Raw genomic sequence first — 16,095 nt, forward strand, 5'->3', positions numbered from 1 at the left:
GAAGCTGGAAGGCGGGGGCGGGAGGCGGGTCAGCGCATCAGGACGTTGCGTGGCCGGTCCCGGCTGGTGTGCTTGCGTTGCAGGTCGTGGGGCACATGGCGGTCGAGCCGGGGGCGGTGGTGCACGTCCGCGTGTCCGGCGTCCGGGACGGCCGCGGCGGCGGGGTGCACGGTGACCAGTCCCGAGCGGAAGCGACCGTGGTCGACGCGGCGGGCCGCGGCCGACTGCAGTTCCTGCCGCAACGGCCCGTCGGGCAGGACGGCGCCGGGACCGAGCAGCCCCTCCACCACGGCCAGCGCCCCGGCGATGTCGCCGTGGAGCAGCCGCTCCCGGACCGCGGGCAGTGCCTCCGGGTCACGGTGGACCGCGTCGATCGCCCGCACGCAGGGCAGCGCCGGACCGCCGAGGGCCACCAGCAGTTCCTCGCGCCCGAGTTCGGCCGGGTCGTGGTCGATCGCCGTGAGCACGCCGTCCCGCAGCGCGATCCGGTGGACGGCGCCCCGGCACTCCACCCGGTGCGGATCACCGGGCGCGGGCGTGGGTACGGCCGCTGGTGCCGGGCCCGGCTCCGCCAGTGCGGCGGCGACGAGCGGATGCAGCCGGCCGGCCGCGACGAGCCCGGCCCGCAGCAGCTCCAGATCCGGGAGGACCCGGGCCGCGGCCTCGGGGAGCACCGGAAGCGCAGCGGCCTGCCGGGGCGGGGGCACGTCCCGCAGCGGCCGGAACGCCGGGGCATGGCTGTCGTCGGGGGCGACGAGTTCGAGGACGGCTCGGCTGCGCGCGCCGAGCCGCACGGTGAAGGCCCCGCGAGGGCACCCCTCGGCCCGGAACAGCAACTCCGCCTCGGCGGCCCACCGGGCCACCGCCCACGACGCGTCGTCGGAGGCGGGCCGGTCCGCAAGTCCCGGCGGAAGAGCGGTTGCGTGGGGCCGGCCGGGCGGTGCCGCGTCCGCCCCGCTTCGCCGTGCGAGTTCGCCGCTGCGTCCGGCGTCCCAGAGGTGCCGGTGCAGGTCGAGCCGGAAACGCCGGTCGGGATGCGGGTGCGGGTGGTGCCGCTGGGCGCCGGCCGCGGACCCCTCCCACAGCGAAAGCGACATCCGCTGGCCGGCATCGGCCCAGGGGGGCGGTGTGCGCACCACCAGCTGCACCGGACGTGCGGCCGGGCTGCCGTAACCTGCCAGGCAGACGGTGAGGCCGGGCCGCAGCCGCCCGTCGGGCGCGCTGCGGGGCATGTGCCAGCGGAGCAGATCGGGTGCCAGCCGGCGCAGGTCCGCACGGAGGCGGGCGGCGACCTCGGTGCCGTGGCGGTCGCGCACGGCGCGCAGGTCGATATCGGTGTCGACGCGGGCGGCGGCGCAGGCCCCCGACCAGTCGCCGACCGCACGCCGTGCGGTCGCGGTGTCGATCATGGACGGTGGCACGGCGTACTCGCGTACGCGCTGCCACATCAACAGGCGGGACGGGAAGTCGTCCGCGAAGTGAGGTGCCATCAGCACTCACCTTGCAGGAACGATTCCCCCAATCCGTACGAGGAGTTGTTCTTCATCCCGCGCATCATAACCACATCCCCGAGGGGCTGTCCCCGGTCTTTTTCCCGGCCCTCGCGGACAGGGCGTCCGCCGGCTCAGACGGGGCTGAGCGGATGTGCCGCCGTGGCGGACCGGGGCGGCCAGGCCTGGGGGGAGAGGATGCCGAGCACGTAGGCGCGGGCGACCAGGGCGGGGCGGGTGGCGGCGCCCAGGCGGTCGCGCAGGCGGCTGAGGTGGTAGTCGACCGTCTGCCGTGACAGGTGCAGCGTGCCCGCGATGTCCGCGTTGCTGCGCCCGGCGGCCAGCAGGGCGAGGATGCGCACCTGGGTGGCCGTGAGCGGTGGCTGCGCCTCCTGGCGCAGTCCGACGTGTGTCATGACGGCCCACACCCCGGACACGCGTTCCGAGGCACCCGGCACCGCGCTCAGGTGGACACGGACGCGGCGCAGCCCGCTGTCCTTGTCGACGAGGACCGCGGCGGCACGGGCGCTCCTGCGCCGGCCGCCCGCGAGGTCGTCCCAGATCCGGTGCAGGGCGCCGCGTTCGGGTGTCCTCGCCAGGAGGCTGTCGGCGGGCACCCCGATGAGCTCGGGGAGCCGGATGCGCAGGAGGTCGGCGACGGCGGTGCCGGCCTCCCCGACCCGTCCGTCCGCGGAGAGGCGGACGCAGAGCAGGCCGCTGTGGTCGCGCAGGGTCCGTAAGTCCTCCTCGGCCCGGCGCCGTTGCTCCAGGGCGCGGACGGAGTCGGTGACGTCGACGTAGATGCCGGCCACACAGCGGCGGCCGGCCCAGCGGACGGGGAAGCGGTACCCGGCGGCCTGGCCGGAGGAGCCGTCGGGGCGCCGGTAGGCGAGGGTGTGCCGGACGGGCCTGCCGCCGGTCAGGACCTCCCGGTCCAGGGCGAGGAACCGGGTGACGTCTGCGGGTTCGTCGACGTCGGCGAGGTGGCGGCCGATCACGGCGTCGCGCGTGGTGCCGTACAGGTGGGCGTACGCGTGGTTGGCCCACAGGTAGCGGCCGGTCGCGTCGCGCACGAACGCCGCGGCCGGGGTGAGGTCGGCGAACGCGGCGTACGGGTTCTCCCCGGGCCGGCCGCTCACCTCGACCGCCACTCCCCTGCTGCACTGCCGGCCGCTGCCGGCGTGCCGGGCGGCCCAGTTGACGTCGAAGGTGCGGCCCTCGAAGCAGGCCTGGTAGGGACCCCCCTCCGGCGCACCGGACGAGCCGTCGCGGTCGGCGCGCAGGGCTTCCAGGAAGCGGCGGGCGGTGCGCTCGTCGGCGAACGCGCCGCCTCCGCTGTCGACCACCTTCTGCCCGCCGTCGGCTTCCCACCAGGACACCGGAAGGGGGGCGAGCAGCGTCTTGAAATCGGCCTCGTCCACGGCCCAACTCCTTCAATTGTCCACCATGTCACGGTGAGTGACATCTCATGCGTATCCCGTAGCGCACCGGTCATGCGCGGTCCCGGCACTACGGCATTTGCCTGAACGCCTCGCTGATTCCGGTGCGTTTCACGTGAGTTGGGGCTGGTTCGCTGGAAGGAGAGGCGGCGCGGCGGACTTCGCACCGGCAGCGCGTCGCCGGCCGCCGCAGCCGTTTCGGGCGCGGCCCGTGCCCGGGACGTCGGGACGATCAAGGGAGTTGGATTCCTCGTGAGCAAGGTGCTGTACGTGCATGCCAAGGGCGGGCCCCCGGCGGGGTACGCCCTGAGGCGGGTGGCCGCGAGGTCGGCGGTGCACCTGCTGGCGCTCAGCGAGCTGCCCGCCGGCGTCGCGGCGGAGGCCGCCATGCTGTGCGACTCGGCCGTCACCCACGCCGCCGCGGAACAGCGCGATCTCGTCGGGCTCATCACCGCCCGGGCCCGCGAGGTGGGCGCGGACGCGGTCGTCACCTTCTCGGAGTACGCGGTGGTGGCGGTCGCCGAGGCGTCCCGGCGGCTCGGGCTGCGGGGTGCCGGGCCCACCGCCGCCCTCGCCCGGGACAAGCGGCTGATGCGCGCGGCCTGGGAGCGCCGGGGCCTGCCGCAGCCCCGGTTCCGCTCGGTCGCCACGACCGGGCAACTGGAGCGGGCGGCGGACGAGTTGACGTTCCCGCTGCTGCTGAAGGCCGCGTGGAGCGCCGGTTCCACCGCCCACCAGGTCATCGCGACGCCCGGGGACCTGCGCGAGGCATGGCAGCGGTCCCGCGCGGTGATGGCGGAGTCGGCGCTGCTCGGCTTCGCGGAGCTCCACGTGGCCGGGGCCGGCGAGGACTTCATCGTGGAGGAGATCGTCAGCGGGTGCGCCGGGGACTGGTTCGGCGGCTCCGGCTGGGGTGACTACGTCAGTGTCGAGGGCGTGGTGGTCGACGGCGTCTTCCGCCCGGTCTGTGTGAGCGGACGGATGCCCACGGTGGCGCCGTTCACGGAGCGCGCCGGCATCACCCCGGCGGCCCTCGGGAGCGCCGCGCAGGCCGGGATCGTGGAGCTGGCCCGGCGGGCCGTGGACGCCCTGGGCCTGGAGGACTGCGGCACGCACACGGAGATCAAGCTGGGCGCCCACGGCCGTATGTGGCTGATCGAGACGGCCGCGCGGTTCGGCGGCGCGATGACGGTGCCGCAGATCGAGCAGGTCTTCGGGCTCGACCTGGTCGGCATGTTCACCGACCAGCTGCTCGGCGGCTCCCCCGCCTGGCCCGCGCGGGCACTGACCCCGGACGACGCCGACGGCGCGGCGGGCTCCCTGGTGGTGCTCGCCGTGAACCGGGACGGCTCGCCGTGGGCCCGTCGCCATCTGTGGGACTCCGGGGCGGTCGTCCGCTCCGCCCCGGTCGGCCCCGGCAGCACGCTGTCCGTCGTGGCCGAGAGTTCCCTGCCGGACGGCTCCCTCGTACCGGTGTACGACCCGGCCGGCGGCGCCAACACCATGGCGGCGGTGTGCCTGTTGTCGGCCGACCGGCCGCAGACCGTCGTGGACGACTTCACCGCGGTGGTGGACGCCCTGCCGCGGATCCTGCCCACGTCCGTCACCGAGGCGGTGCGGGCATGACCGGCACCCTGCACGAGACCGGCGTGCCCGACGCCGCGGGCGACCGCACCGCCGTCGGCGCCAACCTGTCGCTGCCGCTGTTCCGCGCGCTGTCCGGCGTGCTGGCCGGGCACCCGTACCTCAAGGTGGTCGTGGACCGTGCCCGGGACACCTGGCACCTGCTCGACACCCGGGTGCACCCCTTCCACGTCGACTACATCGCGACCCGCGTCCTCGGCATGACGCTGGACGAACTCGACGCGAACCTCGACGCGTTCAACGCCTCGGTGTACATGGACCCCGGACGCCGGTTCCTGCTCGGCGTACTGTCCCTGCACACCGAGGAGGAGGCCGGCGGCTCCGAGCGGCCCTTCCTCGTCCTGGAGACCACCGAGGCGGACACCATGCCCGGGCCGCTGCTGGAGGAGTTCTACCACTATGTGCGCGGACGGGTGGACGGCCGCCTGCCGCTGCTGCTGAAGCCCGCCAACCACGGTCAGGAACAGGAACTGGCCGCGGTCGGCGAGGCACGGGTGCCGCGCATCCTCAGCCATGAACTGTTCGGCAACCGGATGCGCACCTGCCTCAACCCGGGCGAGGCCGAGGGGCGGCTGCGCTACTTCCGCACCACCGCCGAGTACGCGAGCGCGGCGGCGGACCTCGGCTGGCCGGACATCATCGCCATGCCCCGCCTGCCCGACGACGTGCCCCGCGCCGCCGGGTTCGTCAACACGGCCCCCACCACGCCGCTTTCGCACACCAACGTGCTGGCCGCGGGCTGGGGCATTCCCAACGCGATCGTCCGCGACCTCGACGCCGTGGTCCGGCGGGAGGGCCTCGACGGCGCGTGGGTGCGCTACCGCGTGCGCGAGGACGCCGTCACCCTGGAACGGCTGCCCGGCGCACCGGCCCTGGAACGGCCCGCCTGGCACCGGCAGCGCATCCGCATCGAGACACCGCTGCTCCGGCAGGCCCCGATCCTGGCGCTGCACCGGCTGCGGCGCACCGACCGGGACGGCTACGGCACCAAGGCGGCCAACCTCGGGGAGCTGCACCACGTCCTGGACAGCCGCACCGCGGACCTGACGCGGTTCTACGCCCGCCCGCGTCCGCCGCGGCCCGATCTCCTCGGCCACCTCGCGGCCCGGCTGGGCGAGTCGGGGGCGTCGCCGCAGCGGCTGCGGGCCGCCGCGGCGGAACGCGTGGCCGAGACGGTGCGCGCGCCCCGGGGGGTGGCCCTGCCGTTCCGGCTGCACCATCTGTTCCTCACCTCCTCTCCCGCGCTGCAACAGGGCATCGGCAGGCTGAAGATGGCGCTGGAGCTCGACGCACTGGACGTGGTCGACTCGCTGTCGCTGCACCTGCAGCGTCTGACGTGCGGCACACCGGTGCCGGAGGACGTGGCGCGGGCGATCACCGCCTCCGTGGCGGAGCTGACCGCGGACGGGCGCCGGCTGGTGGTGCGCTCCTCGTCCAACGCCGAGGACCTGCCCGGCTTCTCCGCCGCCGGGATCTACGACTCCGTCACCACGGTGCACGGCACGGAGCAGCTCATGGACGCGGTGCGGCAGGTGTGGGCGTCGCTGCTGTCGCCGCGCAGCGTGCGCCTGCGGCACCAGGCCGGCATCCCCCTGGACGACACCTACATGGGAGTGATCGTCCAGGAGTACACGCCCGCCGATCTGGGGGGAGTGCTGGTGACCTGTGATCCGACCCGGCCCGAGGACTTCCGCAACGTGTACCTCAACTGCACCCCCGGCTCGCCCGAGCGGGTGGTCGACGGGACCATCCTGCCGCAGCAGTACCTGTACAACACCGTCGAGGGCGGCGGGCGCACGGTCGACCTGGGCTCCTCGCGCGAGGACCTCCCGGCGGCGACGCGGGCGTCGCTGGCCCATCTCGCGCTGGCCGGGCGCCTGTTGCAGTCCCACTTCAGCGAGGACGACTGCGACGACGCCCTGGACATCGAGTGGCTCATGACCGCCGAGGGGACCTTCCACCTGGTCCAGGTCCGCCCCTACGCCCGGTGAGGCGCCGTATGTCCCTCCTGCGGTCCTCCTCCCCCGCGCCGGCGCCCTCCCCGGCCGCGCGCCGGATCATCCGCCTGAACAACGGGTTCCAGCTGCTGTTCAACCTGCTGTGGTGGATGCCCGTGTTCTACGCGTACCAGCGTGACGCGGGCCTGTCCGACGGCCAGATCTTCGGCATCCAGAGCATCTACTACATCGCCTTCTGCCTGTTCGAGATACCGACCGGAATCGTCGCGGACCGGATCGGCGCCCGCAACTGCCTGCGCGCGGGGGCGGTGGTCATGACGGCGGCGAACCTGCTGCCGGCGCTGGCACCGACGTACACCGGATTCCTCGCGCACTTCCTGGCCATCGCGGCCGGACGCTCCCTGACGTCGGGTGCGGCGAGCGCTTATCTCTACGACGGGCTGCGCGCGGAGCGGGCCGACGCCCACTACCTGAGGGCCGAGGGCACGGCACGCGCACTCGGGCTCGCCGCCAAGGTGGTCTGCTGGCCGCTCGTGGGGCCGCTGATGACACTGGCGCCGCAGACACCGTACGTGCTGAGCGCGGCGAGCGCGGCCGGTTCCCTCGGCTGCGCCCTCGCCCTGCCGCGGCTCGCCGCGCCCGGGACCGGCGCGCGACCGAGGTCCCCGGCGCGGCCCGGTGGCAGCTTCCTGCGGGACACGGGCGCCGCGCTGCGCGCCGTGTGGTCCTCGCCGTGGCTGGCCCTGCTGATGGTCCAGGGCGTGGCCGTGTTCACGCTGTCGCGGATCTGCCAGGTCAACCTGTTCCAGCCGGTGCTCCTGGAACACGGCATCGGGGAGAACGCGCACGGCGGTGTGCTCGCGGCCATGACGGTCGCCGAGGCGGTGGCGTCGGCCCGCCCGCAGTGGCTGAGCCGCCGGGTGCCGCCTGTCGTCTGGGTGTCCCTGCTGAGCGTGGCGCTGGCCGCGGCCCTGGCCGGTACCGCGGTGGGCGGTCCGTGGACCGTCGTCGCCCTGCTGTGCGCGTTCGCCGCGATCACCGGGTTCGTTTATCCGGTGCAGCGCAAGCTCGTCAACGACGCCGTTCCCGCGCACGCGCCGCGTGCCACGCTGTTGTCGGTGGAGAGCATCGTGGACCGTGCCGTGTGCGCGCTGGCCGCGGTGGCCGCCGGTGCCTATCTGGCGGCGGGCCGGCTGGACGCGTTGCTGTGGCACAGCGCCGCGGTCACCTGCGTGCTGATCCCGGCGCTCCACCTGGGCCTGCACCGGGCCGGCCGGACGCGGCCCGCGAACGGGAAGGACGGCGCCGTCCCGGCCGCCCGGCCCGTCGCCCTGCCGGCCGACGAGGGCGCGGCGCCCCGCTGACGGTCAGCGCTCGCCGTCCGGCTCCGTCGCGCCCTGGTGCATCCAGGCGATGACGTCGAACACCCGCAGGACACCGATGTCCTCACCGATGCCCGCCTTGTCGCGGAGGCGGAGCAACCGGTCGTGGAGGGCACCGCCGTCCGCCCGCAGGGCCGCGGCCAGCGCGGCCCAGAAGGAGTGGTCCCGCTTCGGCCGCCCGAACAGTTGCTTGATGCGGCTGTCGTAGACAGGAATGAGGTGGGGACGCTTACGGGCCAGCAATTTGCCTGCGACAACCGGACCACTGCCGTCGGGCTTTCCGGCGTACTGCTTGTTTCCGGCCAGGCGTTCCCACAACTCCCACGCGGGTCCGCCCCGCGCGATGAGCGCATCGCTGCGAAGATCCTCCAGACGTGCGTCACGGGGGATGAGTGACAGCAGACGGTTCCAGTGGCCGTCGGGGTCGGTCAGCAGGTCGATCGCCCCGTGCGGTTTCAAGGACACACCGAGCATGGTGAGGGCCACCAGGTCGTTGCTGTCGAACCGGTCCGCGACGTGCTCGCAATCCCCTCCCCCGCCCAGGCGTTCGAAGTGGGCGCCGGAATAGAACAGATCACCGCTCGAGCGTCTCCCCTTGAAGTATTCGATCAACAAGCGCACGGACTTCTCGTCGTCCCGGTAGACATCCGGGATCTTCAATTCGATCACCAGCAGGCCCCTCCCACTCCCTTGTGATCATTGTCGTGCCGGTGGACGCTACACCAGGTCAGATCACACGGTGGCTCGAATGCGCGGCCTCCGGCCGGGTTCCGCCGGGCGGGGCGCCGGAGCGCGCGCTGGCGCGAAGGCGCCCATAGGCGCGACCGTTCAGTTGATCAAGCCTCGAACCTTGAACACAAATTACACACATCCCCTCTCCATACCGGCCCCGATGGTCTAGATTGACCGTGCTTCAGCAGTGGGGAGGCGAGGCGACCAGTAATGATCTTCGGGGGTCGATCCATTTCTGGTGCCATGAGAAGCGCTTGGGTGCGGGGAGCACCCGGCATTTTTGAAATAGCCCTGGATGTCATGCGCCAAGGGGGCGGGGGGCTCCCGAGGGGAGGAACGGCGCAGCGCGGGAGGCGGGGGCCTCCCGAGGGGAGCAAACAGTGTTGGGCGAAAACGTCGAATCACTGGGAACCTGGGGGGTTCTGTGCGGCAAGGGGGACTTGTCAGCTCGGTTCCGGCGGCGCGCGAGCGTCCGGAGAACGGGGCGATCAACCGGCCAGCGGTCGAATGGGAGCAGCGGTACCGCCGTACCGTGATCATCAGCGATACCTCGGCCACCGCCTTCGTGGTGGCGGCCATCGGCAACTTCTTCGGCGCGCGGGACGCGGCCAACTGGCACGAGAAGTGGGGAATTCTCGCTTTCGGCACCGAACTGCTGGTGCTGGGGGCACTCGCGGTGAGCCGCTCCTGGGCTCCGGCCGTGCTCGGCCAGGGCGCCGAGGAATTCCGCCGGCTCGGTCGCGCACTGTTCGCGGCGACCGTCGTACTGGCGCTCGGCGGAATCGCCCTCACCTCGCGCAACATCAAACTCTGGATCTTCGTGGCGATTCCCGCGATCGCGCTCGTCACCATGACCGCGCGCTATCTGCTGCGGCTGTGGCTGCACAAACAGCGCAAGGAAGGACGGTGCCTGAGACCGGTGCTCGCCGCCGGCAGCCCGGCCACCGTGTGCGACCTGATCACCCGTACCCGCAAGTTCCCGCACCTCGGCTGGCGGGTGGAGGCGGTGTGCACGACGGACGGGCGCGGGCTCGACGGTGACCAACTGGACGGGGTGCCGGTCGTCGGCCGGCTGACGGACGTCGCCAAGCACGTCCGTCACGACGGCTACCGCGTCGTCGCGGTCACACCGGACCCGCACTGGTCACCGGACCGGTTGCAGCGGCTGGCCTGGAACCTCGAAGGCAGCGAGGCCGAGATGGTGGTGGCCCCCGTGCTGATGGAGGTGGCCGGCCCCCGGCTGCACGTCGACGCGGTGCTCGGAATACCGCTGCTTCGGGTCAGCATGCCGACCTTCACCGGGGGCCGCCGGGCGGTCAAGGGAGTCGTCGACCGGACGGGCGCGGCCGTCCTGCTGGTGCTGTTCGCGCCGCTGATGGCGTTCGTCGGCCTGCTCATACTGCTGGACAGCCGGGGCGGGGCGTTCTACCGCCAGCGCAGGGTCGGCAAGGACGGCCGCGAGTTCACCATCCTCAAGTTCCGCACCATGGTCGCCGACGCGGACCGGGCACGTGCCGGGCTGGCCGAGCGCAACGAGGGCGCGGGCCCGCTGTTCAAGCTCCGCCGGGATCCGCGGGTGACCCGGGTGGGAGCGGTGCTGCGCCGGTACTCGGTCGACGAACTCCCGCAGCTGCTCAACGTGCTCACCGGGTCGATGTCGCTCGTCGGCCCCCGGCCCCCGCTGCCGGAGGAGTGCGCCGCGTACGACCCCGACATCCGGCGGCGGCTGCTGGTCAAGCCCGGGCTCACCGGCCTGTGGCAGATCAGCGGACGCAGCGACCTGTCGTGGGAGGAGGCGGTCCGGCTGGACCTGCGGTACGTGGAGGACTGGTCGCTCGCCCTGGACACAGTGATCTTGTGGAAGACGCTGCGTGCGGTGCTCCACGGGCAGGGCGCCTACTGATGTGCGGGGGCCGTCGTCCGGCCCGGCGCGCGAACCGCAGGCCAGGAGGCCTGCCTGGGGGGAGGAACGAGTCATGAAGGTCAGCGTTTTCGGGCTCGGCTACGTGGGCTGCGTGTCGGCCGCGTGCCTGGCCAGCATGGGACACGAGGTCATCGGGGTGGACGTCAACCAGGTGAAGGTCGACCTGGTCAACGACGGCAAGGCCCCGGTGGTCGAAGAGCGCATCGGCCAGCTCGTCGCCGACGTCGTGCACAGCGGTGCCCTGCGCGCCACCCGCGACGTCCGCGAGGCGATCACGGGCAGCGAGGTGTCGCTGGTCTGCGTGGGCACGCCGTCGGAGGCCAACGGCAGCCTGTGCACCACGTACCTGGAACGGGTCACCGAACAGATCGGCGCCGCGCTGGCCGAGCGCGGCGGGCGGCACACCGTCGTCTTCCGCAGCACCATGCTGCCGGGCACCTGTCTGGACCTGCTGGTCCCGATCCTGGAGAAGTACGTCGGCGGCACGGCCGGCGTGGACATCGGGATCGCGGTCAACCCGGAGTTCCTGCGCGAGGGCACGAGCGTGCGGGACTTCTTCGACCCGCCCAAGACCGTGATCGGCGAGCTGGACCCGTTAAGCGGTGACGCGGTGGCGGCGCTCTACGACGGCCTGCCCGGCGAGGTGTTCCGGGTGCCGATCCCGACGGCCGAGGCGATCAAGTACGCGGACAACGCGTTCCACGGCCTCAAGATCGGCTTCGCCAACGAGCTGGGCGCGGTGTGCCAGGCGCTCGGCGTGGACTCGCACCAGGTCATGGACGTGTTCCTGGCCGACCGCAAGCTGAACATCAGCCCGGCCTACCTGCGGCCCGGCTTCGCCTTCGGCGGCTCGTGCCTGCCCAAGGACCTGCGCAGCCTGGTCCACGCGGCACAGCGGGCCGACGTCTCGGTACCCATCCTCGCCCACGTGCTCCCCTCCAACTCCGACCACCTGCAACGGGCGGTGGAGCTGGTCGAGCGCACGGGCAGGCGCCGGGTGGGCCTGTTCGGGCTGTCGTTCAAACCCGGCACCGACGACCTCCGCGAGAGCCCGCTCGTCGAACTGGCGGAGCGGCTGTTCGGCAAGGGGTACGACCTGAAGATCTACGACGCCAACGTGAGCCTCTCCCGGCTGCTCGGCGCGAACCGCGAGTACATCGAGACCCGGCTGCCGCACCTCGCGCAGCTCCTCGCGGGGTCCGTCGAGGAGGTGCTGGAGCACGCCGAGGTGTGCCTGGTCGGGACCAGGGACCCGGCCGTGCTGTCGGCGCTCCCCCACGGCAGCGCACCGGTGATCGTCGACCTCATCCGCCTTCCCGACGCCGACGCGCGCCGGGCCGAACCGGGGTACATAGGCCTTGCTTGGTGACAGAAACGGCGGTGACCGGCCGGCCCGGCGCGCGCTGGTCCTGGTGGAGAACCTGTCGGTGCCGTTCGACCGGCGGGTGTGGCAGGAATGCACGACGCTGCGCGACGCGGACTGGGAGGTGCACGTCATCTGCCCCCGGGGGACGAAGCGGGACACGGAGCCGGAGGCGGTGATCGACGGGGTGCGGATCCACCGCTACCCGTTGCACGCGGCCACCGGAGGGCCGGCCGGCTATCTGCGGGAGTACGGCTCGGCGTTGTGGCACACGGCCCGGCTGGCCCGCAAGGTCGGCCCGGTCGACGTGGTCCACGCCTGCAACCCGCCCGACCTGCTGTTCCTGCCGGCCCTGTGGCTGAAGCGGCGCGGAGCGCGGTTCGTCTTCGACCAGCACGACCTGGTGCCCGAGCTGTACCTGTCCCGGTTCGGCCGGGGCGAGGACCTGCTGTACCGCGCCGTGTGCGCGCTGGAACGCCTCACCTACCGGGCCGCGGACGTCGTGCTGGCCACGAACGAGAGCTACCGGGACGTCGCGGTGCGCCGGGGCGGCCGGCGTCCGGAGGACGTGTTCGTGGTGCGCAGCGCTCCCGACACCGACCGGTTCCGTCCCGTACCGGCCGAGCCGGAGCTGAAGCGGGGCAAGCCCCATCTGCTGTGCTACCTCGGCGTGATGGGCCCGCAGGACGGCGTCGACTACGCCTTGCGGGCCCTCGCGAAGCTGCGCGCCGAGTTCGGGCGGACCGACTGGCACGCGGTGTTCGTCGGCGCCGGCGACACCTTCGACGCGATGGTGGAGCTGTCCCGGCGGCTGGGGCTCGCGGAGCAGGTGGAGTTCACGGGGCGCATCCCGGACGCCGACCTGGTGCGCTACCTGTCCACCGCGGACGTGTGCCTCTCCCCCGACCCGCGCAATCCGCTCAACGACGTGTCGACCATGAACAAGGTCCTGGAGTACATGGTGATGGGCCGGCCGATCGTCTCCTTCGACCTGAAGGAGGCGCGCGTCTCCGCCGGTGACGCCGCCGTCTACGCGCCGGCGAACGACGAGGCCGAGTTCGCCAAGCTCGTCGCGCTGCTGCTGGACGATCCGGAGAAGCGGGCCCGGATGGGCGAGACCGGCCGGGAGCGGGTCGGCGGGCCGCTCTCCTGGCGCAACTCGCAAGCATCGCTGCTCGCCGCCTACGCCGCTGCCTGTGGTGACCACTCTCCGGTGCCGGCGGGCGAACCGGACCGGGCAGGGAAGAGGCAGCGCAGTTGAGCGACGACACCATACGCCTGGCCACGATCGGGCGGATATTCCGTCGGCGCCGGCGGCTCCTGCTCGTCCTCGCCCTACTGGGCGCGCTCGTCGGCTGCGGCACCTCGTTGCTGTTCCCGCCGCGGTACACGACGTCGGCGTCGGTGCTGCTGCCGGGCGCGTGGGAGGAACGCGAACTGCTGACGCAGACGGAGATCGCCACCAGTTCGGTGGTGCTCGACCGCGCGGCCGCCACGCTCGGCTGGTCCGGGGTCGGCGGCCGGGAGCTGCGGGGCCGGGTGAAGGCCCAGGCCTCCGACGGGAACATCATCGAGATCTCGGGCACCGCCGACACCCCGAGGCGCGCGCAGCAGCTCGCCGACCAGGTGGCCCGGCAGTTCGTCACGTTCGCCACGCAGATCGTGGGCGACAACACCGACCCCGAAGCGGCGGCGCAGCTCGACGCGCTGCGGCAGGCGGTGAAGCAGACCAGCCGCCGCATCACCGAGCTGGCCGGCGCGGCCGATCCGGGACAGTCCGTGGAGAGCGTGCAGGCCCGCACCGACCTGGAGAAGCTGCGCACCACCATGCAGGAAGCCATCAACAAGCTGGACCAGGCCGACCCGGCCGCCAACAAGGCCGGCATGGTCGTCATGGGGCCGGCGCCCCGGCCGGCCGGCGAGGCACCGCCGACGAGGACGCAGCTCGCCGTCGGCGGGGCGCTGCTGGCCTTCCTGCTCACGGTCATCGGCCATCTCACCGCCGCGCGGATGAGCCGCCGGCTGCGCACCGAAGCGGAGATCGCCGCGGCACTGGGCTCGGTGGTGCTCGGTAGCGTCGACGTACCGGCTGAACGGCCGGGCGGCGGTGGCCCGCGGGCCCGGATCCGCCGCCTGCTGGGCGTCGACGTCCGGTGGGACGCACGCACCCCGCCGACGGTCGACGAGGCCGGCAGGCAGCTGCGCAACCGGCGGGTGTGCGCCCGCGTCCGGGACCGGCTGCCCGCCCCCAGGCGGCTGCTGGCCGTCGTCCCGGACGGCGACGCGACCGCCCGGCGAGCCGCCGAGCAGCTCGCCGCCGACGCCGGGAGCGATCCGCTGCTGCGGGTGGTGGGGGTCCCGGTGTCCGAACCGTTGGTAGCGGACCGTGAACACGAGTCCGGTGTCCTGCTCGTGTTCAGCCCGGGCAGCTGGACCGCGGGCGAGCTCGCCGGCGTCACCGGGGCGTGCGCGGACGCCGGGCACAAGGTCGTCGGCATCGTCCTCGCCGGTACGGTCCGGGTCGGTCCGACGCGGACCGCCGACCGTCCCCGGGATGCCGCCGAGCCGCCACTCGCGGTGGGTGCCGACGCGAGCGGGGGTGCGAGGTGACGACGAGTACGACGCAGGAGCCGGCGCCCGCCGCTCCGCTGCTGGACCTGCAGGCGCTGGTGGTGGCGGTGCGCAGGCGGCGCCGTCTGTGGTGCTCCGCGGCGCTGCTGGGGCTGCTCGTCGGCGTGGCGGTGGCGGTCCTGCTGCCGCCGCGGCCGAGCGCGGTGACCAAGGTGCTGGTCGCGCACCAGGCGGACCAGCCGAACGACCCCGGAACGCTGATCCGTACCGACGTCGCGCTGCTGCACACCACGCGCATCGCCGGTGCGGCCCTGAAGTCCCTCGGGTCCCCCGCGAAACCGGAGGACTTCATGCAGGAGTACGGGGGCGTCGGCCTGACCAACAACCTGCTCCAGATCACGGCGTCGGGTGACAGCGACGCGGAAGCGGTGGCCCGCGCCGAGGCGCTGGCCGACGCGTTCGTCGCGGACCACGTGAAGCGGATGCGGTCGGCCGCGGACGCCGAGGCCAAGAGCCTGCTCGACCAGCGTGACCGGCTGCAGCGCGAACTCACCCTGGTGAACAAGGCGATAGGAGACGGATCGCCGCAGGGCGGGCCCAAGGCGGCGGCGGACCTGGAGTCGCTCTTCGCCCGCCGCGCCGAACTCACCTCGCGGATAGCGGACTTCACCCAGCGCGCCGCCGAGGCACGCGTCGGCACGCCCCAGCTCATCGCCGGCACGCAGGTCGTGGACGCCCCGCACGCGGTGCGGCACTCCCTGGCGAAGACCGCCGCCACCGACGCCGTGATCGGACTCGTCCTCGGGCTCGTCCTGGGGCTCGCGGTGGCCGCGGTCGGCGCGGTGGTGGCCGACCGCCCCGTGCTGCGCCGGGAGATCGCGGCGAACCTCGCTGCCTCGGTCGTCGCGGAGCTGCCCCGCCAGTCGCCCCTGCTGTGGCGGCGCCGGCGGATCCGGGCGGCACGGGCACGGCTCACCGCGTCCCTGGTCCGCACCGTGCGCGGTTCGGCGGAACCGGTGTCGCTGCTGGAACTGGGCTGTGCGCGCAGCACGGCCGTGATCGCCCTCGACCTCGCCAGACAGCTGGCGGCCGAGGGGCCGGTGGTCGTCGTGGACGGCCTGCCCGGGTCACGGCTCTCGGGCCGCCGCCCGAAGCCGGGAGATCCGGTGGTGGTCGGTGGCGAGCGGGCCGCGGCCCTGTCGCCCGAGGAGTCCCGGATCGGCGTCGGCTCGGTGGCACCCGGCACGGCCTGGACCGACCTCCGCTACCTCGGCACCCGGACGGTGCTCGTCGTGCGTGCCGGGCACGGCAGCGCCGCCTGGCTGCACACCGTGGCGCGGCAGCTCGCCGACCAGCGCATCGCGGTGACCGGTGTGGTGCTCATCGACCCCGATCCGCGGGACCGGACCGACGGCACGCTGTGGGACGGGCCGCGCGGCGCGCCGCGCGGCCGGCACGAGCTGCCGGTCCAGCAGAGCGGTGGGGGCACCTCCCACGCCGTTCAGGCAGTCGGAGAAGGCCGGCATCGGATGGAGCGGCTGCCGATCCGGGCGGCACGGGTCCCGGACAGCGACCAGGAGGCGCGGTAGCAC

General features: G+C 73.2%; 11 protein-coding genes. 8 read left to right on the plus strand and 3 right to left on the minus strand.

Features of this window, described 5'->3' with window-relative positions; genetic code table 11:
* Positions 1 to 29: 29 nt before the first annotated feature.
* Both IG05_RS0137290 and IG05_RS0137295 read right to left on the minus strand, forming a co-directional pair.
* Complete coding sequence (locus IG05_RS0137290) at positions 30 to 1,490, minus strand: hypothetical protein (protein ID WP_030348551.1); 1,461 nt, start codon at positions 1,488 to 1,490, stop codon at positions 30 to 32.
* Between the two features lie 134 nt (positions 1,491 to 1,624).
* Positions 1,625 to 2,911 carry a PAS domain-containing protein gene (locus IG05_RS0137295; RefSeq protein ID WP_030348552.1) on the minus strand — a complete coding sequence of 429 codons (1,287 nt, stop codon included), beginning with the start codon at positions 2,909 to 2,911 and terminating at the stop codon, positions 1,625 to 1,627.
* A gap of 270 nt (positions 2,912 to 3,181) precedes the next feature.
* Between IG05_RS0137295 and IG05_RS0137300 the strand changes: the two genes are divergently transcribed.
* From IG05_RS0137300 to IG05_RS0137310, 3 genes are read left to right on the plus strand one after another with little or no spacing between them, the layout of a single operon-like run.
* Positions 3,182 to 4,555, plus strand: a complete 1,374-nt coding sequence (locus tag IG05_RS0137300; protein ID WP_030348553.1) for an ATP-grasp domain-containing protein — start codon at positions 3,182 to 3,184, stop codon at positions 4,553 to 4,555.
* Positions 4,552 to 6,564, plus strand: coding sequence for a PEP/pyruvate-binding domain-containing protein (locus IG05_RS0137305; protein ID WP_030348554.1), 2,013 nt, complete (start codon positions 4,552 to 4,554; stop codon positions 6,562 to 6,564). Before IG05_RS0137300 ends, IG05_RS0137305 begins: the two co-directional genes overlap by 4 nt.
* Positions 6,565 to 6,572: 8 nt before the next feature.
* Positions 6,573 to 7,895, plus strand: a complete 1,323-nt coding sequence (locus IG05_RS0137310; RefSeq protein WP_078894771.1) for an MFS transporter — start codon at positions 6,573 to 6,575, stop codon at positions 7,893 to 7,895.
* Between the two features lie 3 nt (positions 7,896 to 7,898).
* Here the strand turns inward: IG05_RS0137310 and IG05_RS0137315 are convergent, their stop codons facing one another.
* On the minus strand, positions 7,899 to 8,582 hold the full coding sequence (locus tag IG05_RS0137315; protein WP_030348556.1) for a DUF6308 family protein: 684 nt from the start codon (positions 8,580 to 8,582) through the stop codon (positions 7,899 to 7,901).
* 487 nt (positions 8,583 to 9,069) lie between these two features.
* Here IG05_RS0137315 and IG05_RS0137320 point away from each other — a divergent pair, with 487 nt between their 5' ends.
* The 5 genes from IG05_RS0137320 (at position 9,070) to IG05_RS0137340 (ending at position 16,092) form a co-directional block, all read left to right on the plus strand.
* Positions 9,070 to 10,548 (plus strand): sugar transferase, encoded by a 1,479-nt coding sequence (locus IG05_RS0137320; protein WP_030348557.1) that lies wholly within the window; start codon positions 9,070 to 9,072, stop codon positions 10,546 to 10,548.
* Positions 10,549 to 10,621: 73 nt separating this feature from the next.
* Positions 10,622 to 11,938: a nucleotide sugar dehydrogenase gene (locus tag IG05_RS0137325; protein WP_030348558.1), complete on the plus strand. Its 1,317-nt coding sequence runs from the start codon at positions 10,622 to 10,624 to the stop codon at positions 11,936 to 11,938.
* Entirely contained in the window at positions 11,928 to 13,193 is a 1,266-nt protein-coding gene (locus IG05_RS0137330) for a glycosyltransferase family 4 protein (RefSeq protein ID WP_030348559.1), read from the plus strand. Before IG05_RS0137325 ends, IG05_RS0137330 begins: the two co-directional genes overlap by 11 nt.
* Positions 13,190 to 14,542, plus strand: a complete 1,353-nt coding sequence (locus IG05_RS0137335; RefSeq protein WP_030348560.1) for a membrane-bound polysaccharide biosynthesis protein — start codon at positions 13,190 to 13,192, stop codon at positions 14,540 to 14,542. The genes IG05_RS0137330 and IG05_RS0137335 overlap by 4 nt, the downstream gene beginning before the upstream one ends.
* Positions 14,539 to 16,092 carry a Wzz/FepE/Etk N-terminal domain-containing protein gene (locus IG05_RS0137340; RefSeq protein ID WP_030348561.1) on the plus strand — a complete coding sequence of 518 codons (1,554 nt, stop codon included), beginning with the start codon at positions 14,539 to 14,541 and terminating at the stop codon, positions 16,090 to 16,092. The genes IG05_RS0137335 and IG05_RS0137340 overlap by 4 nt, the downstream gene beginning before the upstream one ends.
* Positions 16,093 to 16,095 lie beyond the last annotated feature (3 nt).

The organism is Streptomyces sp. NRRL S-1022, from assembly GCF_000720135.1.
Taxonomy (GTDB): domain Bacteria; phylum Actinomycetota; class Actinomycetes; order Streptomycetales; family Streptomycetaceae; genus Streptomyces.

Excerpts from the sequence above, each read along its gene's own strand:
- IG05_RS0137305 (WP_030348554.1), top strand. The coding sequence starts at position 4,552 with ATGACCGGCACCCTGCACGAGACCGGCGTGCCCGACGCCGCGGGCGAC.
- IG05_RS0137310 (WP_078894771.1), top strand. The coding sequence starts at position 6,573 with ATGTCCCTCCTGCGGTCCTCCTCCCCCGCGCCGGCGCCCTCCCCGGCC.
- IG05_RS0137325 (WP_030348558.1), top strand. The coding sequence starts at position 10,622 with ATGAAGGTCAGCGTTTTCGGGCTCGGCTACGTGGGCTGCGTGTCGGCC.
- IG05_RS0137290 (WP_030348551.1), bottom strand. The coding sequence starts at position 1,490 with ATGGCACCTCACTTCGCGGACGACTTCCCGTCCCGCCTGTTGATGTGG.